Here is a 24,248-nt window from a genome sequence, read left to right on the forward strand (position 1 = left end):
TCATGGCAGGCCTGTACTTCGAGGAGTTCGTGGTCGGCGAGGTCCACCGGCACGCCGTGACCCGCACGGTCACCGAGACCGACAACCTGCTGTTCACGACGATGACGATGAACCCGCAACCGCTGCACCTCGACGAGGAGTTCGCCAAGGGCTCGATGTTCGGCACCCGGATCGTGAACTCGGTGTTCACCCTCGGCCTGGTCACCGGCATCCACGTCAACGACCTGACGCTGGGTACCACGGCGGGCAACCTGGGCTTCGAGGACGTGCAGTTCCCGAAACCGGTGCTGATCGGTGACACGCTCCGCGTCGAGAGCGAAGTGCTGGAAGTGCGCGAGTCCAAGAGCCGTCCGGACACCGGCATCGTGAAGCTCGAGCACCGCGCGCTCAACCAGCGCGACGAGCTGGTCTGCCGCCTGCGCCGCGCTGCGCTGATGAAGCGACGTCCCGCTGAGGTGAGCGCATGAGCGCGGTGACCGGGCAGGGACGCGTGTTCTGGGAGGACCTCGCGGTTGGCGATGCGCTGCGCGGCCCGGGTGTGACGGTAACGGACTCGCACCTGGTCCAGTGGGCGGGCCTGACCGGGGACTGGGTTTCGCTGCACCTGGACGAGAACCACGCCCGAGAAGCGGGTTTCGCGGGCCGGATCGCCCACGGCCCGCTGTCGCTGTCGTTGTCGCTGGGGCTGTTCACTCAGACGGGCATCTTCGGCAACGTGCAGGCCTGGCTCGGTCTCGACGAGGTCCGGGCCACGGCGCCGGTGCTCATCGGCGACACCGTCCACCCGGAAGCCGAGGTCGCCGCGGCCCGCTCGACGAGCAAACCGGATCGCGGAATCTGGACGCTCGCCTACCGGACCGTCAACCAGCGCGGTGAGACGGTGATGACGTTCTCCAGCAGCTTCATGGTCCGCCGCCGTCCCGAAGGCGGTGAGTGATGACGTCCGAGCTGGTCGGCGTCGTGACGGGTGCCGGATCCGGGTTGGGCCGGGCAACCGCGGAGCTGCTGCTGGAACGCGGTGCCCACGTGGCAGGCTGGGACATCAGCGGCGACGGCCTGGAGTGGCTGTCCGGTCGCGAAGCCACGCTCACGGCGGTCGTCGACGTCACGGACCCGGCCCAGGTCGCCGCAGCAGCGCAGGAGGTGCGCGGGACGTGGGGCCGGGTGGATTTCCTGGTGAACTCCGCCGGCATCTTCGTGCTCGGCTCGCTGGCTGACGTTGGGGCCACCGACGTGCGACGGCTGTTCGACATCAACGTCACCGGAACGACCTTGGTGACGCAGGCGTTGCTGCCGGATCTGATCGAGACCCGCGGCGCGGTGGTCAACCTCTCCAGCACGGTGGCGTTGAAGGCGTCGGTCTCCAACGCCCACTACGCGGCGTCGAAGGCGGCCGTCGCTCAGCTCACCCGCTGCTGGGCCCTCGAACTGGCACCCCACGGGGTCCGGGTGAACGCCGTCGCTCCGGGCCCGACCAACACCCCTCTGTTCGCCACGGCGGGCATGGACCCCGCGGCCACGGAGGCGTTCCTCGCTCAGCGCGCCTCCACTATCCCGCTGGGCCGCACCGGGGAGCCCGCCGAGGTGGCCAGGTGGATCACCCGCTTCATCGACGACGAGTGGGTCACCGGCCACGTCCTGCCGGTCGACGGGGGCACGTCGATCTCCTGAGCACGACACGCGCGGGTTAACGAACGGCTGCTTGTTCGCCATCGGTTAGAATGGGGTGGGAACACCCGGCGAGGCCCTTCGGCCTCCCACTACGGATCGGAGCACCGCATGCCGCGCCCCACGAACGGCGTTCGCACGCCTGACGCCATCCGTGAGGCGGCGATCGAGCTCTTCTACGAACACGGCTACGAAGCGACCTCGCTGCGCGAGGTGGCGGCCAAGGTCGGGATCCGCGTCGGCAGCCTGTACAACCACATCAGCGGCAAGGACGAGCTGCTCAGCTCGATCATGATCGGCATCATGGACGACCTGCTCGCCGCCCTTCGCAGCGTGCTGCGCGAGCACGAGGACGACCCGGTCGCGGCCCTGCGCGCCTGCGTGGACACCCACATCCGGTTCCACGCCCAGCGCGCCCGCGAGGTCTTCATCGGCAACTCCGAGCTGCGCGCGCTCCCCGCCAAGGAACACAGGCGGGTGGTCGGCAAGCGCGACCAGTACGAGAAGCTCATCCGCGGTGTCATCGAGGAACTCTCCGCCCAGGGCAAGGCCGAGGTCGTCGACGCGCGGCTGCAGACCTACGCGATCGTCGCGATGGGTACCCACGTGGCGTCCTGGTACAAGCCGCGCGGTGGAATGTCTCTCGAGGCGATCGTCCAGACCTACACCGAGCTGATCCTGCGCCAGGTCGGAGTGCCCTCCGCGGCCGTTGCCGCCACCGGCAGCTGAAGCGCACCGACGATGAACGGGGTGACCGGGCTGAACCCGGTCACCCCGTTCATCGTCGGTGCATCAACCGCTGACGGTCCCTTGCGACGCGGGGTAGTCGATGTAGCCGGCGTCGCCCCCGCCGTAGTACGTGGCGCGGTCGGACTCGGTCAGCGGTGTCCCGCCGGCGACGCGCTCCGGCAGATCGGGATTGGCGATGTAGGGGCGACCGAACGCCACCGCATCGACGTGCCCGCTGAGCACCGCGGCCTCCGCTGAAGCGGCCTGGTAGCCGCCCGCGGCCACGATCTTGCCCGTGTAGCGTTCCCGTGCCCAGGCCGAACCGAGTCCGTTGCGAGCCACGTCATGAGCGCCGGCGAGGCTCTCCGAACCATCGATGCCGGGCTCGACGATGTGCAGGTAGGCCACAGCGGCCTCGTCGAGCACGGCGAGAACGTGGCCGAACAGCGCGGCCGGGTCGGAGTCGGCCATACCCTGGAAGGTGCTGGCCGGGGAGATGCGAACGCCCACCCGGTCAGCGCCGATCTCGGCGCTGACCTCGGCGATGACCTCGGCGAGGAACCGGGCGCGGTTCTCGATGGTCCCGCCGTAGGCGTCGGTGCGGGTGTTGGCGTTGTCCTGGAGGAACTGGTCGATGAGATAGCCGTTGGCCGCGTGGATCTCCACCCCGTCCAGCCCGGCTGCGATCGCGTTGTGCGCCGCGCGCTGGTACTGCGCGACGATGACCGGGATCTCCAGGGTCTCCAGAGCCCGCGGTGTCACGTGCGGCGCCCGCCCGTCCCGGGCGTAGGTGGACCCGTCGATTCCGATCGCGGACGGGCCGACTTGCGCCTGGCCGCCGGGTTGCAGGGAGGGGTGCGAGGCGCGTCCGGTGTGCCAGAGCTGGGCGACGATCGTGCCCCCGGCCCCGTGCACCGCTGATGCGACCTTCGCCCAGGACGCCATCTGGTCGTTGGTCCAGATCCCCGGCACCTTGGGGTTGCCGACCGCGACGGGGGAGACGCAGACCCCTTCGGAGACGATCAGCCCGGCTGTGGCGCGCTGGGCGTAGTAGGTCGGCGCCGATTCCGGCAGGATGCCGTCCCGGCTCGCCCGGCTTCGCGTCATCGGTGCCATCACGAACCGGTTGCGCAGTTTCAAGCTTCCGAGATCAACGGGTTCGAACAGTGAGCTGAAGGCCATGTGCGTGCTCCTCCTCGTTCTCCGGACTCAGACGGGGGTGACGGCCTGGCGGCGCGCGGCGGGCGGGGTGGCGCGGCGCCGGTAGACCGACAGGCGGCGGTGCAGCTCCCCGCGCAGCTCGTTCGCCGGGACGACGGCCTCGACGGCGTTCTCGTTGGCGATCTTGAACACGTCGATGCCCTCGGCGTACTCGGCCTGCTTCTCGGCCACGAAGCGCTTGCGCTCCTCGGGGTCCTCGATGGCCTGGATGCGGTTGTAGTGGATGCCGTTGACAGCGGCGTCCGGACCCATCAGCGCGGGCTTGGCGGTGGGCAGCGCGATGACGGCGTCGGGCTTCATCGGCGCGCCGGACATCGCGAGGTACCCGCCGCCGTAGGCCTTGCGCACGAGTACGGCGATGCGCGGCACCCGGCTCTCGGCGACGGCGAAGAGCATCTTTGCGCCGTGGCGGATGATGCCCTGCTTCTCCACCTCCGAGCCGATCATGTAGCCCGGGATGTCCACGAGGAAGATGATCGGGATGTTGTAGGCGTTGCAGGTCCAGATGAACCGGGCGGCCTTGTCGGAGGAATCCGGGAACAGCACGCCGCCGCGCTGGATGGGCTGGTTGGCGATCAGGCCGACGCTGTGGCCCTCGATCCGCGCGTAGCCGGTGACCAGTTCGGGAGCGAAGAGGTCCTTGTAAGGCAGGTACGAGTCCTCGTCGACGAGGGCGTCGATGAGCTCGTGCACGTCGTAGACCTCGGATTCGCGCTCCGGCACGACCTCCTGGACGGTTCGAGCTGACGCGGGCGCGGCGGCAGGGGCCACCGGCGGCTTCTCCTCCCAGTTCGCCGGCAGGAACGACAGCCAGACGCGGATCGCCGCGATGGCCTCGGCGTCGTCCTCCACGAGGCAGTCGCCGAGACCGGAGGTGCGGCAGTGCATCTCGGCGCCGCCCATCTCCTCAAGGGTCACCTTCTCGCCGGTGACCATCTCCGCCAGGCGGGGAGATCCGAGGTAGGCCGTGGCATGGCCGCGGACCATGATCGTGAAGTCGCACAACGCCGGGACGTAGGCCGATCCGGCGGGCGAGGGGCCGAACAGCGCGCACACCTGCGGGACGCGCCCGGAGATCTGCACCTGGTTGTAGAAGATGTTTCCCCAGGCACGGCGACCGGCGTAGCTCTCGAACTGCTCGTCGATTCGGGCGCCGGCGGAGTCGAACAAGTACACCAGTGGAATGCCGGTCTCGTCGGCGATCTCCTGCGTGCGGGTGATCTTCTCGAACGTCCTCTTGCCCCAGGTGCCGGCCTTGACGGTGAAGTCGTTGGCGATCACGGCGACTTCGCGCCCGTCGACCTTGCCGATGCAGGTCACCACCGCGTCGCCGGGCAGCCCTTCGTCGTAGCGCGCGAGCAGGCCGTCCTCGAACGACCAACCCTCGTCGAACAGCAGCTCCAGGCGTTGCCGGACGAGCATCTTGCCGGAGTCGAGGACCTTCGCGCGGTTCTTCTCCGAACCTCCGAGCCGGGCCTGCTCCAGCCGGCGTCCGAGTTCGCCGTGCACGTCCTCGGCGCTGGTCGCTGGGCTGTCCTGGATGTCGGTCATCAGCACTCCTGGGTACGCAACTAAAAACGAACGAGCGACCGTATGTTACCGCGACTTGCTGCGAAGACAAGAAGTCGAGCTAGACAAACGTGCATTCGTTTCTTAGGCTCTTGGGCAAGTTCGGAGTGTGCGGAGGAGACAACGATGTGGACCCTTGCCGACTGTGTGCGCCTCAACGCCCGCAGGCACCCCGACCGGGACGCGCTGGTCGACGACACCGGCCGGCTGACCCATCGCGTGCTCAGTGCGCGGGTTGAGGGAATCGCCCGCGGTCTGCGAGCCTCCGGTGTCCGGCGCGGTGACCACGTCGGAATCCTGGCCGGGAACTCGATCTTCTGCGTGGAGGCGTTCCTCGGCGTCATCGCCGCCGGCGCTGTGGCCGTGATGTACAACTGGCGCTGGGCCACCGCCGAGCTGGTTCAGGGCATCGCCTCCACCGACGCCCGCACCGTCCTGGTCGAGTCGCAGTTCGACGACGCGCTGGACGCCGCGCGGTCGACCGGCGATCTCGATCCCTCGCTCAGCGTCTTCCGGCAGGGCGACGAGTTCGAGGCGCTCGCGGCCACGTCGGGGCAAGCCGTCGATCCCGGGGTCGGGCCCGAGGACCCGATGTGCGTGTTGTTCACCGGAGGGACTACCGGGTTCTCCAAGGGCGTCGTGCTGGCCCACCGTTCCGGGATCGTGAACTCGATCAACGAGCGGCTCGACGTGGGAATGGCCAGCGCAACGGAGAACGTCGCGCTCAACGTGACGCCGATGTTCCACTCGGCCGCGCTGCTGTGCGTGTTCGCCCCGCACTACATGAGCGGCGGCACCAACGTGATGCTGCACCGCTTCGACGAGCAGCAGATCGGCGAGCTGGTCGGGCGGGAGCGCATCACCACCTCCTTCATGATCCCGAACATGGTGCGCCGCCTCCTGCAGGCCGGCATCTTCGAAACACCGGGATTCCAGAAGCACCTCCGCCAGCTCCACAGTGGAGGCGGTTTGCTTCGGATGCCCGACAAGCGAGCCGTGCGTGAGTTGACCCCGCGGGTGCGGATGCACTTCCGGTACGGGCTGACCGAGGGCGGGCCGATGGTGACCCGGCTGCTCGACCGCGACATCATGCGGCCCGAGCTCGATGGCTCCATCGGCCAGGAGTACTCCATGGTCGAGGCCCGTGTCGTCGACGTGGTCACGGGCGATCCGCTCGGACCCGGTGAACTCGGCGAGATCGCCGTGCGCGGCCCGGCGGTGATGCTCGGCTACTACAACAATCCCGAGGCGACCGCCGAGGCCCTGCGTGAGGGATGGCTGCACACCGGTGATTTGGTGACTCGGGACGAGCAGGGCTACTTCTACTTCCGCGACCGCGCGAAGGACCTGATCAAGTCGGGCGGGGAGAACGTCTACGCCTCGGAGATCGAGCAGGTCCTCTACAGCCACCCCGCCGTGATGGAGTGCGGCGTGCTGGGCGTCTCGAGCACCGAGTGGGACGAAGAGGTCCGTGCTGTGGTGGCACTGCGTCCAGGGCAGAGCGCGACCGAGAGCGATCTTCGCGAGCACCTGCGGCTTTCTCTCGCCGGGTACAAGATCCCGAAGCGCTTCGCGTTCCTCGAACCTGGCTCCATGCCGGTCAACCCCAGCGGAAAGATCGTCAAGAGCAACCTGCGCCAGCTCGTCGGCTGGTAGCGGAAAGGACTCATCGATGTCGGTCAAGATCGTCGCGATGCTGAAGGCGCTGCCGGGACTGTCGCGGGAAGACTTCCTCACCTACTGGCAGCAGGAACATCCCGCGCTCGTGTGGCAGCTACCGGGTCTGCGCGCCTACCGGCAGAACCCGGCCATCGAGCACCGCAAGTCCTGGCCCTACGACGGCATGGCCGAGCTGTACTTCGACACCGTCGACGACGTGCGCACCGCCTTCGCCTCCCCGCAGGCCGAACCGCTGAACGAGCACGAGAAACACTTCCTCGACGCGATCGACTGGTTCATCGCGACCGAAACCACCGTCGAGCCGTGGTCCCTTTAGCTCCGAGCGCCGCAGGAGGCATCAGTGTGGCCCGCGGCACCCGGTCCACCTAACTGCGGGAGGCCGGACAGTCCGTGATCGTTGCTGCGGTCGAGCTCTGTTCGGACGGCCCCGTGAGGCTCGTCGAGCCCGGTTGTGAGCCCGGCTGGTTGAAATCCCCCGTGACCTGGACTGAACCAGTAATCGGCTGCCTGGTGGACTATCAGGTGTTGGAAATCGGGTTGTCACACGGCGATGACTGAATGATTCGTCGGCCATGCCTGAATCCAACGATCTCGTCGCTGCCACGGCCACCGGCCTTCGTGCCGAGCTCGCGCGGTCATCTCACTCGGCTGGACCTGATGCGCTTGGTGCTGGGGTGTTGTGGTTGTTTCAGGGGCGGAAGTCGTTGCTCTCCAGAAGGCGGCCGATGGCGAGGGTGGCGTCGGTGATGGCCGTGACGGGGCAGGATTCGTCGACGGTATGCGCCTGTTCCGGTTCGCCCGGTCCGTAGAGGATCACGGTTGGCTCGCCGAGGCGGTCGGCGAGCACGGACGCGTCGGTGAAGTAGGTGGCGTAATCGGGTTGCCATGCGGTTGGATTCGCGTCCAGCATGTTCACGATCGGTCGTACCACCTCGTAGTCGCCGTTCGTACCGACACCGGGAAGGTCGAGGACGGATTCGATCGTGATGTCCGGGCCGGCGAGCTCGCTGATGGCTGTGAGAGCGTTGTGCGAGTTGAACTCCGGCACTGTTCGTACGTCGAGCTGCATTTCCGCGCGGTCGGGGACGAGGTTGGGTTGGCTTCCAGCGTGGAACGTGCCGACGTTGACCGTTGCGGGCCCGTGCGTGGGGCTGATCGGCCAGTCCCCCTGATCGTGGATGCGCATTGCCGCCGTCGCCAGCGCGGCGACCGCGTTGTCGCCGAGGTCGGGGCGTGAGCCGTGCGCCGCGGTCCCTCGTGCGGTCAGGCGTAGCCACAGGGTGCCTTTGTGGCCGAGCACAACTCGGTTGGCCGTCGGCTCGGCGACGATCAGCAGCGGGCTGGGGGACAGTGCCGCGCGATCGATCGTCCTGGCCCCGTCGCAGCCCGTCTCTTCGCCGAAGGTGAAGACGAGTTGCAGTGCCGTACCGTGCGGGTGTTCGGTGGCGTGTCGAATCGCGGCGTTCACGAGGCAAGCCACGCCCGCCTTCATGTCGCTGCTGCCTCGGCCGAGAAGTCGCCCGTTGTCGATCGCCCCGCTGAACGGGTCGAAGGACCAGTCTTCGGGATCGGCGGGCACGGTGTCGAGGTGGCCGGTGAGCGTGATGGGCGTCCCCGTGCCGCATCGGGCGATGACGTTGGCCCGGCCGGCGACCGGTTCCTCGACGCGCACGTCGAACCCGGCTCGGCTGAGCAGGTCGGCGATGAGCTCGGCCGCTGGTTTCTCGTTGCCCGCACGAGTATCGATCTGCACGAGTCGCTGAGCCAGGGCGACGGTGTCCTGCACGGTTTCCTCCACTGCTCTGCGCGGAATGCCTGGATGTCGATGGAGTTAGTCGGTCAGCATGGCCGTGGGGTTGTCGATCAGCATGGTCGTGATGGCCTCCCGGGAAACCTCACGCGCGGCGAGCATTTCGGCGAAGACGGTGGGGACGTAGGCCAAGCCGTTTCCGCCGTGCTGGGTCCACATCTGCTTGAGGAACAGGTCGTGACTCAGGAGCAGTTGCTCGGTGAAGCCGCGCGACACCAGACCGGCGACCGCGGTCGCGGTTTCGAGCGGGGCTGGGGCTGCGCCTTCCTGGGGAAAGGTGATGTCCATCCCGATCATGTCGAACTCCAGCCAGACGCCGCGCTCGGCCACGGAGAGCTGGTAGGCGGTGTCCGCCCCGGACGGATCCATGTGGCTAAGCACGACCTTGCAGGGACGAACGCCGATTTCGTCGACGACGATGTCCAGCACTTCGTGGGCACGTCGTTGCCACCCCGGCAGGTGGATCATGAGGGCGACGGAGTGGTGGTCGAGCTGGGCCAGTGCGGCTGCGCGCAGGGCTGCTCGTTCGGCATCGGTGAACTGGGGGGAGACCCCGATCTCGCCGATGATTCCGGGTCTGATCCCGGTTCCGGCAACGCCGTGGCTGAGTTCGTCGCTGATCGCGCGGGCCTGGTCGTCGAGGGCCCGTGCGGTGATCGTCTCGCGCTCGAACTTCTCCAGGTAGGTGCCGCACCCCATGACGATGTTGAGCCCGGTGCGCTGGGCTGCCTCGTGCAGGCGCTGGGGGTGGCGGCCGATGGAGGGACTGGAGGTGGCGTCCACGATCGTTCTCCCGCCGACGGCTTGGAACGCCGTGATTTCGCGCAGGACGGCGGAGACGGGCTTGTCGGCGATGTTGTCGGCGCAGCAGTACGGGTCGTGGCGCAGGGACCAGGCCACCGAGGCGGAGACTTCCCGGTCGGCCAGCTCCGCTGAGAACTCGTAGCTGGGTTTGTCCAACACCCCGGAGAGATCGTTGAACAGGTGCTCGTGCGGCAGTGTGAGGCCGAGGTCCTCTGCGGTGACCGGCCCGCGAACGGTGTGCGCGGTGGGTGTCAAGGCTTTTCACCCTCGGGGAGTTGGGTGCGACGGGTGGGGAGGGTGCCGATGGCGGCGGCGACGAGAGCGAGAAGGGTGCCGAGCAAGGTCGCGAGGTGCACGGGATGCCCCAGCGCCGGGAACGCGGCATCGAGCGCGAGAGAGCCGAGGAGCTGGCCGGCGACCGAGGCGATGCCGAGCAGGAGCAGGCCGAGCCCGCGCACCAGAGCGGCCATCGCGGCGATCGACATCAGGCCCAGCGCACCACCGCTGTAGAGCCACCACTGCGCGGGGAAGTCGAAGTGCACACCGTTGAGCAGAGCGCGAATTCCGAGGGCGCTCGCCAGTGCCACGAACCCGACGAGGAAGTTGAAACCGATCGAGACCAGCATCGAGCCGGTGCCGTCGGCGACGGCTGCGTTACCGGCGGGTTGCCATCCGGCGAGGAGGCCGGCGACGAACGGCATGAGCGCGAGGGCCACGGTGCCGGGCACGTGGAGGTTGGGCGAGATGGCGATGATGGTCGCGACGATGGTCAGGACGGCGCCGGTCAGCCGCGGGACCGAGATGGGTTGTTTGCCTTGCTCGGTGATGCCGAGGCGGTCGCAGATCACGCCGGAGGTGACCAATCCGGAGATGAGGGAGATCTGGAACACCGCGACTCCGAGAGTGCCCACCGTGACACCTTCGGAGAGGACGACCATCACACCGCACAGGCCGGCCAGGCAGTTCCACCACCGGATCTGCCCGGAGCGCACGAGGCGGGGGAGTGACATCGCCTGCCGTCGAGTTCGGGACCGCACCGCGACGATCAAGATCATCAGGATCAGCCCGCTGCCGAACGAGATCGTCGCGGCGGCATGCCCGTCGCCGAGGGTATCGCCGAGCTGGCCGTTCGCGGCGGCTTGAAGAGGTCCGAGAGCCCCGGCGAGGACGGTGAGCAGCACCAACACCAGCGTTGCGGTGGTCCTGCCCGCGCGAGCGAGCGGTGTTGGGCTCCCGGGATTCGTCACTTCCTCGGGAGAGGGGTTACCAGACTGCTTGGTGTGCGTCATTGCATGGCCTCGCATTCTGCTGGGGGTCAGGTGCGTGAGCGGATGTGAGTGGGGGAGGGAAGTTCGGCGCGAGCGGGAAGTGAGTCGAGAGCGCCGTCCCGGGTCGTCGTCGCGGCGGCGACTTGGGTGGCCCAGCGCGCCGCGTCGGCTAGGTCGACGCCGTCCAGGAGTGCGTCGGCCAGGCCGGCGCAGAAGCTGTCGCCGGCCCCGGTGGTGTCGACGGCGCGGACGTCCACGGAACGGACGTGGACCGCGGCGCTGCTCTTGTGCGCCGCGGACTGATTCCTTTGGACAACCAGGCAGCCGTCCGCACCGAGGGTGACCACGACGGCCGGGTGGCCCAGGCTCTCGGCCATGGCTCGCACCTCCGCGACGGAGCGCGGTGCTTCACGAGCTCCGGCGAGCGCTGCCAGCTCGAACCGGTTCGGTACCACGACGTCGAAGCGGCGGAGGAGATCGAGTGGGACGCCCGCGCTCGGGGCCGGGTTGAGGAGCGTGATACCCGCGGCGAGGTCCGCGACCGCCCCGAGTGCGCTGAGCGGGGTTTCGAGCTGGCACAGCACGGCCCCGGCCTGGCGAATCTCCTCCGCGTGCGCCTGAACGCGATCACCGGTGACCCAGGCGTTGGCGCCCGGCGCGATGATGATCGTTGATTCAGGTCGTTCCCAGAGGACGACCGCCATGCCGGTGGAGTCATCCACAACGTCGATACCTGTGGTTCCCACGCCTTCGCGCGCGAGTCGGTGGGTGATGTCGCGTCCGGCGTCATCGTCACCGACCGCGCCGATCATGGCTACGGCACGCCCCAGCCTCGCCGAGGCTGCGGCTTGGTTGGCACCTTTGCCGCCGGGGCTTCGGTGCAGGGCGTCAGAGGTGATGGTCTCCCCGCTGTGCGGAAGCCGGTGTACGGAGAGGCGCACGTCGTGGTTCAGGCTCCCGACGACGGCGATACCGCGGTGGTCCATCGCTCATCACGCCTTACCGGCCAACCAAGCCACGGCCTGGTCGAACAACCGCCCGTATCCCGGCCAGGAGGTGAACTCCTCCGGTGCCCAGTGCGGCGAGATGTCGGATGCGAAGGCGAGCGTGCGACCGGCGCCCACGAGCCGAGTGACCAGCAGCGGGTGGGATTCGATCGTCGCGAGGAGTTCGGAATCGGGTTTCGCGATGAGTCGCTGGTATCCGAGCAACATCGGCCAGTGGGTCTCGAGCCCGTCGGTCACGGGATGTTCAACCCCGGTGAGCTCGCCGTACACGCCCTCAGGTGCCTCGGTGCGGTCGTCGTAGGGGTGGATGTCGACGGGGAGCACGTCCTCGATCGGCGTGGCGTGGTAGTTCGCCTTGCCCTCGAAGCCTTGGAAGCTGAGGTAGCCGCCAGCCATCGCGAGCCCGCCTCCGCGACGAACCCATTCGCTCAAGAGCTTGAGCCGATTGGGGAACGGTCGGGCGTGGGTGAACACCTGGGGTGGCAGGAGCAGGGAGTTCGCCCCGATGTCGGAGAGGATCACCACGTCGTAGTCGGCGAGCTCTTCCAACGTGGCAGGGAAGTCCGTGGCCACGGCGTGCGAGGGCAGGTGAACCGGTTCGTGCCCGGCGAGGCTGAGGGCCTCGAGTAGGGGAGTGGCACCGACTTCGAGCTGAGTGTGGGGAAACGCGTCGTACCCTTTGTAGTCGGTCGAAGCGTTGATCCAAGACTCACCAGCGATGAGCACACGACTCATGGGAACTCCAGTGTTGCGCAATGTTGTGTTGGTGTTGCGTAAACGTAGGTCGTGTGGGGGCGCAAGTCAACGGGCTAATATGAACGACCACGGATGCAACGAGGGTGAAAGGGTTTCCGTTGACTTTGACAAAAGTTGCGCAACGTGCGGGTGTGTCCGCCTCCACGGCGTCTCGATACCTTCGCGGCCAGCTCAAAGTCCAGGAGGAGACTGCGGCCAGGATCGACGAGGCCGTCCGCGAGCTCGGTTACGAGGCCCACCGCCCTGAGGCGGCCAAGTCCGAGCAGGGGAGCGTCGTGGCGTTGGTCGTGCCGGACCTCATCAACCCGTTCTTCGCCGCGCTGGCTGACGAGACGGCCAATCTCGCGGCTGCGGCCGGCACCTCGTTGGTCGTCGGCGTCACGGGCAGGCGTGCGGAGCGCGAGTCCAGCATCAGCGCCCTGGCCGCCGGTGCCGAAGCCGTCGACGGCCTGATTTACGTCGGCATGCACCGCAGGAACCCCCGGCTGACCCAAGCCGTCGCCGAGGGTTTGCCCGTGGTGGCAGTCGACGAGGAGATCGACATCGAACCCGATATCGACACCGTCACCGTCGACAACTTCGGCGGTGCCTACCAGGCCACGACCTACCTCGTCCAACTCGGGCACCGCAACATCGCCCACATCGCGGGTCCGCCGGAACTGTCCACCACGCAGGAACGGCTGCGCGGGTACCGCGAAGCGTTGCAGGCTGCCGGGCTGGAGTTCGATCCCACCTTGGTCCTGCATGGCCCCTACACCGAGCAGTTCGGTGCCAGCACCTTCCCTCATCTCGCCAAAGCCGCCACCGCCCCGACCGCGGTCTTCGTCGGCAGCGACATCGCCGCGATCGGCGTGTTGGGCGCTGCCGAACTCCACGGCATCCGCATCCCCGAGGACCTCTCGGTCGTCGGGTGCGACGGCATCCGCGTCGGCCAATGGCTCCGTCCCAAGCTCACCACGCTGCAGCAGCCGATCACCGAGCTCGCTCAGGCCGCTCTCGACATCATCAGCGACCGCATCGCCGAGCCGAACAGCACATCCCCCAAGCACCGCGTGCTGCCCCTGCAATTGGTCACCCGCGGCTCGGCATCTCCGGTAGAACACGCCGGAGCGGCGAGAGCCGAGCGGTCCGGCGAGGGTGGCCGAGGTGCCGGCCTTCCTCATCGCACCTCCGCGCGGCTACCGCTCTTCAACGCGGCAGAGGGATACCCGGATAGTTAAGATCTGTATCAGATCCTGCAGCTGAGGGCGTTGGTGGCGTGCGTTAGGTTGGCGAACATGGCCGAGGGTGAGGGTGCGCAGGAGAGAGAGCTGGACTTCTGGTCGTTCGTGGAGCTGGCGAACGGCAGGCTCGCGGCGGAATACGGCTTCTCCCACCAGCTCGCGACCGAGGTGCTGCTCACCCTCAACCGCGCCTCCAACATCGTGACCTACGACCTCGAGGCGAGCGTGCATCGTCCCCGCGGGCTGTCGTGGTCGGCATTCCGCTTGCTCTTCGTCGCGTGGCTGGCGGGACCGCTGGAGCCGAAGAACGCCGCGGCGCTGACCGGCATGAGCCGGGCTGCGGTGTCGAACCTGGCGAAGCCCCTGATCGCTGACGGTCTGCTGGATCGCGCTCCCGCTGATCAAGACGGGCGTTCGGTGCGGTTGTCGCTCACCGAGCGCGGGCACCGCGAGATGGTGGAGATCTTCGCCGCGCAGAACGAGCGCGAGCACGAGTGGACCTCGGTCCTCACCGAGGCCGAGCAGCGGATCTTGGTCATGCTGCTGACAAAGCTGATCACCAATCGCGACCAGTTCGACGTCCGCGGCCGCAACTGAACCTCGTCGATCAGCGCGGGACTCTTACCTGAATGTAGTAAATGTGTTTACTATCCTCAGCGAGGTCGGTGCTGCGCCCTCGGTCGGCAGCGGAGCGGCGCCGGCCCGTGACGGCTTCGAACCAGGAGGCGAGCATGGCGTACTACCGCCAGGTCGGTGAGGTCCCGCCGAAGAGGCACACCCAGCACCGCGACGGGTCGGGGAAGCTGTACTTCGAGGAGTTGATGGGGGAGGAGGGATTCTCCTCCGATTCATCGCTGCTCTACCACCGCACCATCCCGTCTGCGATCGTGGGCTCATCGGTGTGGGAGCTGCCGGACCAGGCCACGACGCCCAACCACCCGCTGCGACCGCGGCACCTGAAGCTGCACGAGCTGTTCCCCGGCGATCATTGGCGGAACGCCGACGTGGTGACCGGGCGCAGGCTGATCCTCGGGAACAGCGACGTCCGCCTCTCCTACGTGGTGGCCGGTGCGCCTTCGCCGCTCTACCGCAACGCCGTCGGCGACGAGGTGGTCTACGTCGAGTCCGGCAGGGCCACCGTCGAGACCGTGTTCGGCGCGCTGAGCGTCCAGCCGGGCGACTACGTGCTGCTTCCGACGTCGACCACGCATCGGTGGGTCCCCCGAGGGCAGGAGCCGCTCAGGGCTTACGCCATCGAAGCGAACAGCCACGTCGCCCCGCCGAAGCGCTACCTCTCCCGGTACGGGCAGTTGCTGGAACATGCGCCGTACTGCGAGCGGGACCTGCACGGGCCGGCGGAGCCGCTGCTGTGCGAGGGCACCGACGTCGAGGTGCTGGTCAAGCACCGTGCGGGCGGTCGGATCGTCGGAACCCGCATGGTCTACCCGCAGCATCCGTTCGACGTGGTCGGCTGGGATGGGTGCCTGTACCCGCACACCTTCAGCATCCACGACTTCGAACCGATCACCGGGAGGGTGCACCAGCCGCCGCCCGCGCACCAGGTGTTCGAGGGCGCCAACTTCGTGGTGTGCAACTTCGTGCCGCGCAAGGTCGACTACCACCCGCTGTCGATCCCAGTGCCGTACTACCACTCCAACGTGGACTCCGACGAGATCATGTTCTACTGCGGCGGAAACTACGAGGCGCGCAAGGGATCCGGGATCGGCCCCGGCTCGGTCTCCGTCCACCCCGGGGGGCATTCGCACGGGCCGCAGCCGGGTGCTTATGAGCGCAGCATCGGTGTGGAGTCCTTCGACGAGCTCGCCGTCATGGTCGACACCTTCCGCCCGCTGGAACTCGGCGAAGGCGCGCTGGCCTGCGAGGACCCGAATTACGCCTGGACTTGGGCGGGACGGGGGCCGGTCTCGTGAGCTCGCTCCCAGCGTTCGCCCGGGGGCTGTGCGACGACGCCGCGATGTTCCCACCCGGGCTTCTCCCGCTGCAGGAGGCCGTTCCGGCTCACCTGCGTCACGAGAAGGCTCCCCACGCAGACCTGGTCGGTCCTCTCGTCGTGGCTGTCGGCGTTCTGGGCGAGCTGCGCAACCTGCTCGCGGGACAGCACGAGCAGTTGCCGCTCGCGGTCACCCTCCCCGCTGGCCCGGAGCAACTCGGCGCGCTCCGCGAACTGAAGTCCTCGCCGGTGAGATTGCGAGCCATCGAGGTCGCAGTTCCCGAGACCATGACCGCGGCTGACTTGGTCGCAGCACTGGATCGCGGAGGAGTCCCCTCGGACGTCGAGGTCTTCGTGGAAGTGCCGCGTGACGACCGGCGTGCGGGAGTTCTCGCGGCGTTGTCGCGGACTCGGTACAAGGCCAAGTTCCGCACGGGAGGGGTCAAGGCCGAGCTGCACCCGGGAGAGGCCGAACTCGCCTCGGCGGTGCGAGCAGCGGTGTCCGGAGGGGTTCCGTTCAAGGCGACGGCTGGCCTGCACCACGCCATCCGCAACACGGATCCGCGCACGGGGTTCGAGCAGCACGGCTTCCTGAACCTATTGCTGGCGACCGATGCGGCTGTGCGCGGGGCCGCTGAGTCCGAGCTGGTGGCATTGCTGGCGGAACGAGACGGACACCGGGTCGCAGGGGCGGTGTCCGGACTCGGTTCGGACCGAGCGACGGCCGCGCGCGAGCGGTTCCTGTCGTTCGGCACGTGCAGCATCGCAGAGCCACTGACCGAGATGATCGAGCTGGGGCTGCTGCCCGGCTCGTTGGCGAACGTATCGACGGAGTGACTTGCATGACCAGAGTAGATGTTTCAGATGATTCGCTGTTCGGGCGGGACAACTTGCCCTACGGCGTGTTCTCCACACCTGGCTCCGAGCCAAGGGTCGGTGTCCGCTTGGGCGATTCGGTCGTCGACCTCGCCCTCGTGCTCAACGATGACGTCTTCGCGCGACCGTCGCTGAACCCATTCATGGCGCAGGGTCGGGCGCGATGGGCGCAAGTCCGGGAGGAATTGGGTGTCCGTCTGGAAGGTGATCTCCCGGACGACGCCGTTCACGCGATCTCGGAGGTGCGGTTGCACCTGCCCTTCGACGTCGCCGACTACGTCGACTTCTACGCATCCGAGCACCACGCGTCCAACCTGGGACGGCTGTTCCGGCCTGACGCCGAGCCACTGATGCCGAACTGGAAGCACCTTCCCGTCGGTTACCACGGGCGAGCGGGGACGGTCGTGGTTTCCGGTACTGACGTCGTGCGTCCTTGCGGTCAGCGCAAAGCGCCCGACGAGACGGCACCGACGTTCGGGCCGAGTCGCAGGCTCGACATCGAAGCCGAACTCGGTTTCGTCGTCGGAGCTGGCTCCGGCTTCGGTCAGCGAGTGCCCACTGCCGATTTCGACGAGCACGTGTTCGGTGCGGTGCTGGTCAACGATTGGTCCGCCCGCGACATCCAGGCGTGGGAGTACGTCCCGCTCGGTCCGTTCCTCGGCAAGAGCTTCGCCACCTCGATCTCGCCGTGGGTGGTGCCGCTGGACGCGTTACAGCAGGCTCGGGTGCAGACCCCGCGACAGGATCCGCAACCGCTGCCGTATCTGCAGGAGGCGAAGCCGTGGGGGCTGGACATCGACCTGACCGTCGAGTGGAACGGCGATGTCGTCTCGCAGCCGCCGTATCGAGAGATGTACTGGTCTCCTGCTCAGATGCTGGCCCACCAGACGGTGAACGGTGCCTCCGTCCGCACCGGTGACTTCTACGCCTCGGGCACGATCTCCGGGCCCGAGAAGGAGCAGCGGGGTGCGTTCATCGAGCTCACGTGGGGCGGCCGGGAACCAGTGATGGTGGCCGGTGAGGAGCGGACCTTCGTTGCCGATGGCGACGAGATCTCCATCTCGGCGACGGCACCCGGCTCGTCGGGTGGAAGGATCGGTTTCGGCGAAGTGCGCACACGTATCCTCCCGGCCCAACAGGAGCCGCTGTGAGCGGCACTGCCGCAAGCGCGCAGCAAGTCGCGGCAGTGGGCGAGGCACCGCCGGCCGGCTCGGCCTGACTGGGCGTGCCTGCCAAGAGGGAGGGCGCCCCATCCATCGGGGCGGGGGTGCCCTCGCTCCCGCGGAGATGCCCGCAGCGCGTCTGAAGAGCCCCGCCCTGAGCGACGTCTGATCTGACTGCCTCGCGGCACGCGGTGGGTGAGTCCGCGTGGCGTATAGGATTGCCCGGTACCTGGGAACAGTAGGACAAGGCGGCGATTGAGGGTGGAAGACAGCCGGGCGGCTTCGGTTGCGGGCGCTCAGACCCTCGACCGGGGCATTCGGATTCTCTGGCACCTCGCAAGGAGCCCCCACGGCGAGACGCTGACGGAGATGGCGCAGTCCTTGGACGTCAACCGCAACACGCTGCATCGGCTGCTGGAGGCGCTCACCGCGCACAACCTCGTCCGGCGCACCGAGGACAAGCGGTTCCACCTGGCGTACGGGCTCGTGGAACTGGCCTCGGCGGTGGACAGCGATCTGCGCGGCCTCGCGTACCCGATCATGGCGGGACTGGCGAACGCCGTCGACGCGACGGCCAACCTGATGGTGCCCATCAGCGACACCGAGGTGCAGGCGGTGCTCGTCGTGGAACCGCGCATGGCCGCCGCCCACATCGCATTTCGGTCCGGGCAGCGCCACCCGATAGACAGTGGCTCGGGCGGTCTTGCGATTCTGGCCGGCCGTCCGGCTCGTGATGATGACGCTCCCGAGGTGGTCGAGGCCAGAGAGCGCGGCTACGCCGTGTCCACCGGGCAGGTGATACCCGGCATCATCGGTGTGTCGGTGCGCGTCGAGACGCCACCGACCGTGCCCGAGGTGAGTCTCGGTGTGTCCCTCGTCGACCCTGGTGCTGTCGAGCGGGCGGCACCGCAGGTGGTCAAGGCGGCCCAGGAGCTCAGCGGCCAGCTCTTCGCCTCCCGGTAGTGCCGCAGCGGGCCGTCACCGCCCGTAGACGGGGTCTGCGGCGTCTCTCCGCGAGCGGACCCAGGCCGGGTTCAGCCTGTCGGTGATCAGTTCTGTCCGGAACTCGTCGAACACCACGACGCGGTCGGCGATGCGCCAGCGAGCGTCGCGGCGCTCGAACTTGTCGACGTAACGGCACCGGATGGTTGCCAGCTCGTGCTCGGACGTGTCCGGATCCGGCGCCTGCCTGAGGTAGCAGAGGCAATAGGACTCGACCTCTGCAGTGTTGTCATCGGTGAACTCGACCAGGATGTTGCTGATGAAGTGCTGCGACGAGTCGATGGTGGCGTGGCGCCTGCGGATGTTGTCGATGAGTCCGCTGACCGGCCCGTGGTAGCCGCCGTGGTTGTCGATGGCGTCGGGGAAGTAGCAGTCCTGGATTCCGTCGTAGTCGAGCCGGTCCACCGCTCGTGCGTAGCGCAAGAGCACCTGCTCGATGGCGATCCGGTCGGGCGAACTGGTCACGTGACGGGCTCCTTCTCGTCGAGGCGCTGGGCTGCTTGTTGGCCGGCGAGTCGGCCGAGGACCAGGGCGTGGGCCACGGAATTGCCTCCGCCGACGTAGCGCTCGCCCAGGATTCCCCCGGCTGCCTCGCCGGCTGCGTACAGACCGGGCACCACGCGTCCGTTGGTGTCCAACACCTGTGCGCGGCTGTTGATGCGCAGACCCGTGTGAGTGCAGACCAGTTCGGCCGGCAGCATTCGCACCGCGTAGAACGGGCCGGTTTCGACTGGTGTCAGGTGTGGGTCGATCTGCTTGGCGGCCAACGACTCGTGCCGGAGGAAGTCCTCGTCGTGGCCGTGCCCCAACATCGTGTTGAACCGCTCCACGCTGCGGACCAAGTTCGCAGTCGGCACGGTGATGCGCGCAGCGAGCTCGGGGATTGTCTCGGCACGATTCACCACGCCCTTCCCGACTTCTTCCAGGACGCGGTCAGCGGCCCAGTCGGCGTATCCCGGGGGGAGGCTGGTTCGGGCGGTTTCGTCGAAGATAGCCCAGACGTGCCCGCCGTGGTCCTTGAGGATTCCAGGGCTGACTGCATAGGGGGCGTCTTCGTCCATGCACCGATGACCCGTGGAATTGACGTGGATCCGGGACACGGGCGGGAAACCGCTCTGCCAGTGGTGGAACCGCTGGAACTCGGCGGTGACCAGCAGCAGGCCCCAGCCGCGGCCGAAGATCGAGAGATCGTGCCGTTGTGCCAGCGCGATGTGATCACCTCGGCTGCCGGGTGCGGCGACCACGAACAGCGCGTCCTCGGCGAGGTGGGCGTCGGGGAAGTAGGTGCGCACCAGGTCTGGGTTCTGCGCCAGCCCTCCGGAGGCGATGACGGTGGAAGGTGCTGTGACCTCAGCATCGTCGATGACGACTCCGCGAACTGCGGGTCCTTCGCGGATCAGGTCCGTGGCGCGACTGCCGAGTGCGAGGTCGACCTTGAGCCGCCGCCGCGCCCGATCCAAGGCTTGGACGAGTCCGTAGCCTTGGTCCTTCGGCACGTGGCCGCGCCAGACGTCTTCGACACCGGCTCGGGTCAGCCCGGGCATGTGAGCGTTGCGGGAGAGCTGAGACGGAATTTCCACACCGAGGTCGAGCAGCCAGTCGATGAGCGTGCTGGATTGCTCGCAGAACATCCGCGTCGGGCCGGGGAGCACGCGCCACTGGTTGAGATCCATGTAGTGCTGGAACATGCGTTCCGCTGAGTCCTCGACGCCCAGGGAGCTTTGCACCTCGGTTCCGGCGGCGGTCAGCATTCCGGCGGAAAGTTGGGTCGAGCCGCCGATCTCGTCCTCGGATTCCAGCGTCAGCACGCGCAAGCCCTGTTGCGCCGCCGATACCGCTGCCGCCAAGCCGGCGCCCCCGGCGCCGACGACGATGAGGTCGTAGTCGTAGTTCATGGATCTGCCTCAGATGTGTTGGGAGCCGCCGTCGACCGGGATCACGGCGCCGGTGATGTACCGCGCGCTGTCGGAGAGCAGGAAGTACAGGGCGCCGAATACTTCGATGGGTGAACCGACCCGGTGCAGCGGAACAGTGCTGAGGGCCCGGTCCAACGCCGCCGGGTCCTCCCGTACCCATCGCGTCATCTCGGTGTCGACGAAGCCGGGGGCGATCGCATTGACTCGGATGTTGTGGGATCCGAGCTCCACTGCCATGCAGCTGGTCAGGTGCCGCACGGCCGCTTTGGACGAGTTGTAGGCAGCGCGCGTGGCCCGTACTCGCACGGCGGCTACCGATGCCATGTTGACGATCGTCCCGCCGCCGTGGGCACGCATGTGTCGGGCCGCGGTCTGCGCGCCGTAGACCACGCCGTTGACGTTGACCTGGTAGGTGGAGGTGAGCTGGGCCGGCGGGATCTCGGTGAACTCGGCCTGCGGGAAGATCCCGGCATTGTTGATCCAGAAATCAACGCCGCCGAACTCGTCGACCGCGGCACCCAGGAGACGGTCGTGGTCGCCGGGTTCGGTGACGTCGGTGCGGAGACCGACCACCCGGCCTCCTTCAGCGATCTCCTCGTTGATTTGGTCAGCGACCTCGGGTGCCCCGTCGAGATCCCCGGCCACAACGTTGATGCCTCGCCGGGCGAGTTCGGTGGCGAAGACCGCGCCCATGCCGCGGCCGGCGCCGGTCACGACGGCTACCTTGCCGACGAGCTCGGGGTAGCTCGCGGAGAGGGGGCTGGCGTCCGCGCGCGTCGTGTTGGCCAGTTCGTTGGGAGTGGTTGCTGTCATGGTGGGTTCTCCAGGTGTGCGGGCAGTGAGGTGGTTCAGTCGCGGGTGATGATGCGCTCAGCGATCCGCCAGACTCCTTCGTGGCGAATGAAGTGGTCGTCGACGGTGGTGATCCGGTTGATGGCCACCCGTTCGGAGCCGTGTTGCTGCGTGGTCGTCACGATGAGCAGGTTGGACTTGACGCGGCATTCGTCCGGGCTGATCTCGCGGTCGATGCACACGTTGGTGACGACGTGGTGGGTTCGCGGATTGTTCTTGGCGAAGGCCGTGGCGAATGCGGTGAGCGCCTCCCGGCCGCGTACGGGCTCGGCGTAGGTGGGGGAGCGGAAAACCCCGTGGGGGGTGAAGGTCTCGGCCCACTGCTGGGCTGCCCCGCTGTCGATCGCGTGCGATTGCTTGCCGAGCAGGTTCAGGATTTCGAGCAGCGATCCGGTCATGAGGTGGGCTCCGCGAGAGCTGTGGTGATGCGGTGGTAGGTGCCGCTGGACACCAGGCCGCCATCGACCACGATCTCGGTCCCGTTGATGTAGGACGCTTCATCGGAGAGCAAGAACTCCACGGCTGCCGCGACCTCGTCGGGAGAGGCGACCCTGCCGGCGGGGACGGATCGGAGGCTCTCGTCGACGAAGCGGCTGTCGCCGGAGTGCAGGAGGGGCGTGTCGACCAGGCCCGGGTGGACCGAATTGACCCGGACCCCCTTACTCGCGAACTCCAGCGAGGCCACTTTGGACAGACCGCGCACGCCCCACTTGCTCGCCCCGTACGAGGCCGAGAAATAACCGATCATGCCGGCGATCGAGGACACGTTGACCACCGACGCGCCACCGGCTCGGCTCAGCGGATCGGCGAGGAACTTCATGCCGAAGAAGATGCTGGAGAGATTGATGTCCATGACCCGGCGCCAGTCGTCCACGGAGGTGTCGGTGATGCCCTTGCGGAAGCTGACACCGGCGTTGTTGACCAACCCGTGCAAGGCCTTCTCATCGAGCAGCGTCGCGAGCTGGTGCCAGGCATCCGGGCTGGTGACGTCGAGGTGGTGGGCATGGCCGGTGCCGCCTGCCGCGGTGATCTCGTCGGTGACGGCGCGAGCGGCGTCCAGGTCGATGTCGGTCACCAGGACGTCGGCACCGTCGCGGGCGAGGCCGAGTGCTTCGGCTCGGCCCATCCCGCTGCCGGCGCCGGTGACGACGATCCTGCGATCGCGAAACCTGGTCGTCATAGTGCGAGTTCCTTTCCCTTGGTCTCCTTGAGGAAGAAGGAGGCGATGAGGCTGATCAAGGCGCACGCGACGAAGTACCCGGCCGGAGCGAGTTTGTTGCCGGTTGAGCTCACCAGCAGCGTCGCGATGAACGGCGCGGTACCCCCGAGCAGCATGTTGGTCACGTTGTTGCCCAACGCGATCCCGCTGTACCGGAAGCGCGCCCGCAGCATCTCGGCGTAGGCGGCGAACGAAACGCCGTTGACCACTGAGACGCAGATGAACAGCACGGCGGGGCCTAGGAGTGCCAGCGGTGCGGGGCCGTCGGCCATCAGCATGAACATCGGAACCCCGAGCAGTGCCGCGGCTGCGGAACCTCCGATGAACACCGGCTTGCGCCCGATTCGGTCCCCGATGTAGCCCGCGATCGGGAGCGTGATCACGCCCAGGACCATGGCGATGCAGGTGGCCGTGAACGCGAACTGTGGTGATCGCTCGCCAGCGGTCTGCAAGTAGGTCGCGGCGTAGACGGAGGCGATGTAGTAGCCACCGGTGATCAGTGCGCCGAGCAGGATGATGGTGAGAACCTGCCGCCAGGCGGTCGCCAGCAGCGCGAACAGTGGCACCTTCACGACTTCGCTGTGCTCCTGGACGTCCTGGAACTGCTCGGTTTCATCCAGCGAATTCCGGATCCACAGTCCGACCACCCCGATGACCAGGCTCAGCAGGAACGGAATGCGCCAGCCCCACGCGTCGACCTGCTCGGCGGTCATGGTCGTCGTGAGCGTGAGCGCCATCAGCGAGGCGCACAGCGATCCGATGTAGGTGCCGGAGTTGACCATCGACGTTTGGAAGGCCCGCCACTTGGGCGGCGCGTGCTCGGAGACGAACGAGTTGGCGCCACCGATCTCTCCACCGGCCGCGAAGCCTTGCAAGCATCGGGACAGCGTCAGCAGCGCGGTGGCCCAGACGCCGAGCGTGGTGTAGGTGGGCAGCAGTCCCATGAGTGCTGTGGCGACTGCCATCAGCAGGATCGTCCAGGTCAGCGCCCGCTTTCGCCCGTACTTGTCGCCGATGTGACCGAAGAAGATCCCGCCGGGCACGCGGAGGAAGAACGCCACGGCGAAGGCGGCGAACGTGCCGAGCAGTGCTGCCGTCGGGTCGTCCCTAACGAAGAAGTGGGCGCTGACCATGGTCGCCATGTATCCGTAGATGCCGAAGTCGTAGTACTCGACCACGGTGCCCAGGATCGCGCCGCGGATGACCTTGGCGTTCGAGGGCGTCGGCCGCGCGCCCACCTGGTCGGCTGCGGCACCCTCGGTCGTGGAATTCGCCATTGAATGTCCTTCGGTGGTGCGGGATCTATATGCTTAAATAGTGAGCGTCATGTTCATTTAGTGGGAGTATATGGACGTCCGGCGTGGCTTGGCAATGCTCCGGTGCAGCCTCCGCGGGTGTGGCAGGTGGGGCGCAGAGCGTCGGTCGTTCGCGGAAGCGGGGCCCTTGCTCCGCTTGGAGCTGTTCCGCCAGGGGTGTTCAGCGGGATGTTCGGCGCGTTGGGTCGTGCTCAGCGGTTCCACTGCTTCGTGCGGGC

25 protein-coding genes are annotated in these 24,248 nt (G+C 67.5%); 12 read left to right on the forward strand and 13 right to left on the reverse strand.

The genetic code is table 11. The features are described from left to right. The first annotated feature begins 2 nt into the window (after window positions 1-2). The 4 genes from E1202_RS08055 to E1202_RS08070 all read left to right on the forward strand — a co-directional run bounded on the left by E1202_RS08055 (window position 3) and on the right by E1202_RS08070 (window position 2,397). Complete coding sequence (locus tag E1202_RS08055; protein WP_132681934.1) at window positions 3-467, forward strand: MaoC family dehydratase; 465 nt, start codon at window positions 3-5, stop codon at window positions 465-467. Then, on the forward strand, window positions 464-937 hold the full coding sequence (locus E1202_RS08060; protein ID WP_132681935.1) for a MaoC/PaaZ C-terminal domain-containing protein: 474 nt from the start codon (window positions 464-466) through the stop codon (window positions 935-937). The genes E1202_RS08055 and E1202_RS08060 overlap by 4 nt, the downstream gene beginning before the upstream one ends. Further along, entirely contained in the window at window positions 937-1,671 is a 735-nt protein-coding gene (locus E1202_RS08065; protein ID WP_132681936.1) for an SDR family NAD(P)-dependent oxidoreductase, read from the forward strand. Before E1202_RS08060 ends, E1202_RS08065 begins: the two co-directional genes overlap by 1 nt. Window positions 1,672-1,779: 108 nt before the next feature. Continuing rightward, complete coding sequence (locus E1202_RS08070; RefSeq protein ID WP_132681937.1) at window positions 1,780-2,397, forward strand: TetR/AcrR family transcriptional regulator; 618 nt, start codon at window positions 1,780-1,782, stop codon at window positions 2,395-2,397. 63 nt (window positions 2,398-2,460) lie between these two features. On the opposite strand, the gene E1202_RS08075 is transcribed toward E1202_RS08070, so the two are convergent. Then, window positions 2,461-3,579: an alkene reductase gene (locus E1202_RS08075; RefSeq protein ID WP_132681938.1), complete on the reverse strand. Its 1,119-nt coding sequence runs from the start codon at window positions 3,577-3,579 to the stop codon at window positions 2,461-2,463. 27 nt (window positions 3,580-3,606) lie between these two features. Continuing rightward, entirely contained in the window at window positions 3,607-5,169 is a 1,563-nt protein-coding gene (locus E1202_RS08080; protein ID WP_132681939.1) for an acyl-CoA carboxylase subunit beta, read from the reverse strand. A 144-nt stretch (window positions 5,170-5,313) separates the two neighbouring features. Between E1202_RS08080 and E1202_RS08085 the strand changes: the two genes are divergently transcribed. Together E1202_RS08085 and E1202_RS08090 are read left to right on the forward strand one after the other, a co-directional pair. After that, on the forward strand, window positions 5,314-6,843 hold the full coding sequence (locus E1202_RS08085) for a class I adenylate-forming enzyme family protein (protein ID WP_132681940.1): 1,530 nt from the start codon (window positions 5,314-5,316) through the stop codon (window positions 6,841-6,843). Between the two features lie 16 nt (window positions 6,844-6,859). After that, window positions 6,860-7,183 carry an EthD family reductase gene (locus tag E1202_RS08090; protein ID WP_132681941.1) on the forward strand — a complete coding sequence of 108 codons (324 nt, stop codon included), beginning with the start codon at window positions 6,860-6,862 and terminating at the stop codon, window positions 7,181-7,183. A gap of 372 nt (window positions 7,184-7,555) precedes the next feature. On the opposite strand, the gene E1202_RS08095 is transcribed toward E1202_RS08090, so the two are convergent. The 5 genes from E1202_RS08095 to E1202_RS08115 form a co-directional block, all read right to left on the reverse strand. Continuing rightward, window positions 7,556-8,653 carry a M20 family metallopeptidase gene (locus E1202_RS08095; RefSeq protein ID WP_132681942.1) on the reverse strand — a complete coding sequence of 366 codons (1,098 nt, stop codon included), beginning with the start codon at window positions 8,651-8,653 and terminating at the stop codon, window positions 7,556-7,558. Window positions 8,654-8,698: 45 nt separating this feature from the next. Further along, a complete protein-coding gene (locus E1202_RS08100; RefSeq protein ID WP_132681943.1) occupies window positions 8,699-9,736 on the reverse strand; it encodes a phosphotriesterase family protein in 1,038 nt (345 codons plus the stop codon). After that, on the reverse strand, window positions 9,733-10,662 hold the full coding sequence (locus E1202_RS08105; protein ID WP_235877856.1) for a DMT family transporter: 930 nt from the start codon (window positions 10,660-10,662) through the stop codon (window positions 9,733-9,735). The genes E1202_RS08100 and E1202_RS08105 overlap by 4 nt, the downstream gene beginning before the upstream one ends. Window positions 10,663-10,796: 134 nt before the next feature. Further along, window positions 10,797-11,735, reverse strand: coding sequence for a ribokinase (locus E1202_RS08110; protein WP_132681945.1), 939 nt, complete (start codon window positions 11,733-11,735; stop codon window positions 10,797-10,799). Between the two features lie 6 nt (window positions 11,736-11,741). Then, window positions 11,742-12,491 (reverse strand): glutamine amidotransferase, encoded by a 750-nt coding sequence (locus tag E1202_RS08115; RefSeq protein WP_132681946.1) that lies wholly within the window; start codon window positions 12,489-12,491, stop codon window positions 11,742-11,744. 104 nt (window positions 12,492-12,595) lie between these two features. On the opposite strand from E1202_RS08115, the gene E1202_RS08120 reads away from it, so the two are divergent. The 6 genes from E1202_RS08120 to E1202_RS08145 all read left to right on the forward strand — a co-directional run bounded on the left by E1202_RS08120 (window position 12,596) and on the right by E1202_RS08145 (window position 18,688). Beyond that, a complete protein-coding gene (locus E1202_RS08120; protein ID WP_268952305.1) occupies window positions 12,596-13,732 on the forward strand; it encodes a LacI family DNA-binding transcriptional regulator in 1,137 nt (378 codons plus the stop codon). 57 nt (window positions 13,733-13,789) lie between these two features. After that, window positions 13,790-14,332, forward strand: a complete 543-nt coding sequence (locus E1202_RS08125) for a MarR family winged helix-turn-helix transcriptional regulator (RefSeq protein ID WP_132681948.1) — start codon at window positions 13,790-13,792, stop codon at window positions 14,330-14,332. A 134-nt stretch (window positions 14,333-14,466) separates the two neighbouring features. Continuing rightward, a complete protein-coding gene (locus E1202_RS08130) occupies window positions 14,467-15,666 on the forward strand; it encodes a homogentisate 1,2-dioxygenase (RefSeq protein WP_132681949.1) in 1,200 nt (399 codons plus the stop codon). After that, window positions 15,663-16,523 carry a hypothetical protein gene (locus E1202_RS08135; RefSeq protein WP_132681950.1) on the forward strand — a complete coding sequence of 287 codons (861 nt, stop codon included), beginning with the start codon at window positions 15,663-15,665 and terminating at the stop codon, window positions 16,521-16,523. Before E1202_RS08130 ends, E1202_RS08135 begins: the two co-directional genes overlap by 4 nt. A 5-nt stretch (window positions 16,524-16,528) precedes the next feature. After that, on the forward strand, window positions 16,529-17,713 hold the full coding sequence (gene fahA / locus E1202_RS08140; RefSeq protein WP_132681951.1) for a fumarylacetoacetase: 1,185 nt from the start codon (window positions 16,529-16,531) through the stop codon (window positions 17,711-17,713). A gap of 273 nt (window positions 17,714-17,986) precedes the next feature. Beyond that, complete coding sequence (locus E1202_RS08145) at window positions 17,987-18,688, forward strand: IclR family transcriptional regulator (protein WP_165943782.1); 702 nt, start codon at window positions 17,987-17,989, stop codon at window positions 18,686-18,688. Between the two features lie 15 nt (window positions 18,689-18,703). Here E1202_RS08145 and E1202_RS08150 read toward each other — a convergent pair whose 3' ends face one another. The 6 genes from E1202_RS08150 to E1202_RS08175 are packed head-to-tail and all read right to left on the reverse strand — an operon-like array spanning window position 18,704 to window position 23,991. After that, window positions 18,704-19,192, reverse strand: coding sequence for a nuclear transport factor 2 family protein (locus E1202_RS08150; protein ID WP_132681953.1), 489 nt, complete (start codon window positions 19,190-19,192; stop codon window positions 18,704-18,706). Then, entirely contained in the window at window positions 19,189-20,622 is a 1,434-nt protein-coding gene (locus E1202_RS08155) for an FAD-dependent oxidoreductase (RefSeq protein ID WP_132681954.1), read from the reverse strand. Before E1202_RS08155 ends, E1202_RS08150 begins: the two co-directional genes overlap by 4 nt. A 9-nt stretch (window positions 20,623-20,631) precedes the next feature. Next, window positions 20,632-21,456, reverse strand: a complete 825-nt coding sequence (locus E1202_RS08160; RefSeq protein WP_132681955.1) for an SDR family NAD(P)-dependent oxidoreductase — start codon at window positions 21,454-21,456, stop codon at window positions 20,632-20,634. Between the two features lie 35 nt (window positions 21,457-21,491). Next, the gene (locus E1202_RS08165; protein ID WP_132681956.1) at window positions 21,492-21,893 is read right to left on the reverse strand and encodes a nuclear transport factor 2 family protein; all 402 of its coding nucleotides are present in this window, start codon (window positions 21,891-21,893) and stop codon (window positions 21,492-21,494) included. Further along, window positions 21,890-22,675, reverse strand: coding sequence for an SDR family NAD(P)-dependent oxidoreductase (locus E1202_RS08170; RefSeq protein WP_132681957.1), 786 nt, complete (start codon window positions 22,673-22,675; stop codon window positions 21,890-21,892). Before E1202_RS08170 ends, E1202_RS08165 begins: the two co-directional genes overlap by 4 nt. Next, window positions 22,672-23,991, reverse strand: a complete 1,320-nt coding sequence (locus E1202_RS08175; RefSeq protein WP_132681958.1) for an MFS transporter — start codon at window positions 23,989-23,991, stop codon at window positions 22,672-22,674. The genes E1202_RS08170 and E1202_RS08175 overlap by 4 nt, the downstream gene beginning before the upstream one ends. Window positions 23,992-24,248: the final 257 nt, after the last annotated feature.

The organism is Saccharopolyspora karakumensis (genome assembly GCF_004349225.1).
Classification (GTDB): Bacteria; Actinomycetota; Actinomycetes; order Mycobacteriales; family Pseudonocardiaceae; genus Saccharopolyspora; species Saccharopolyspora endophytica.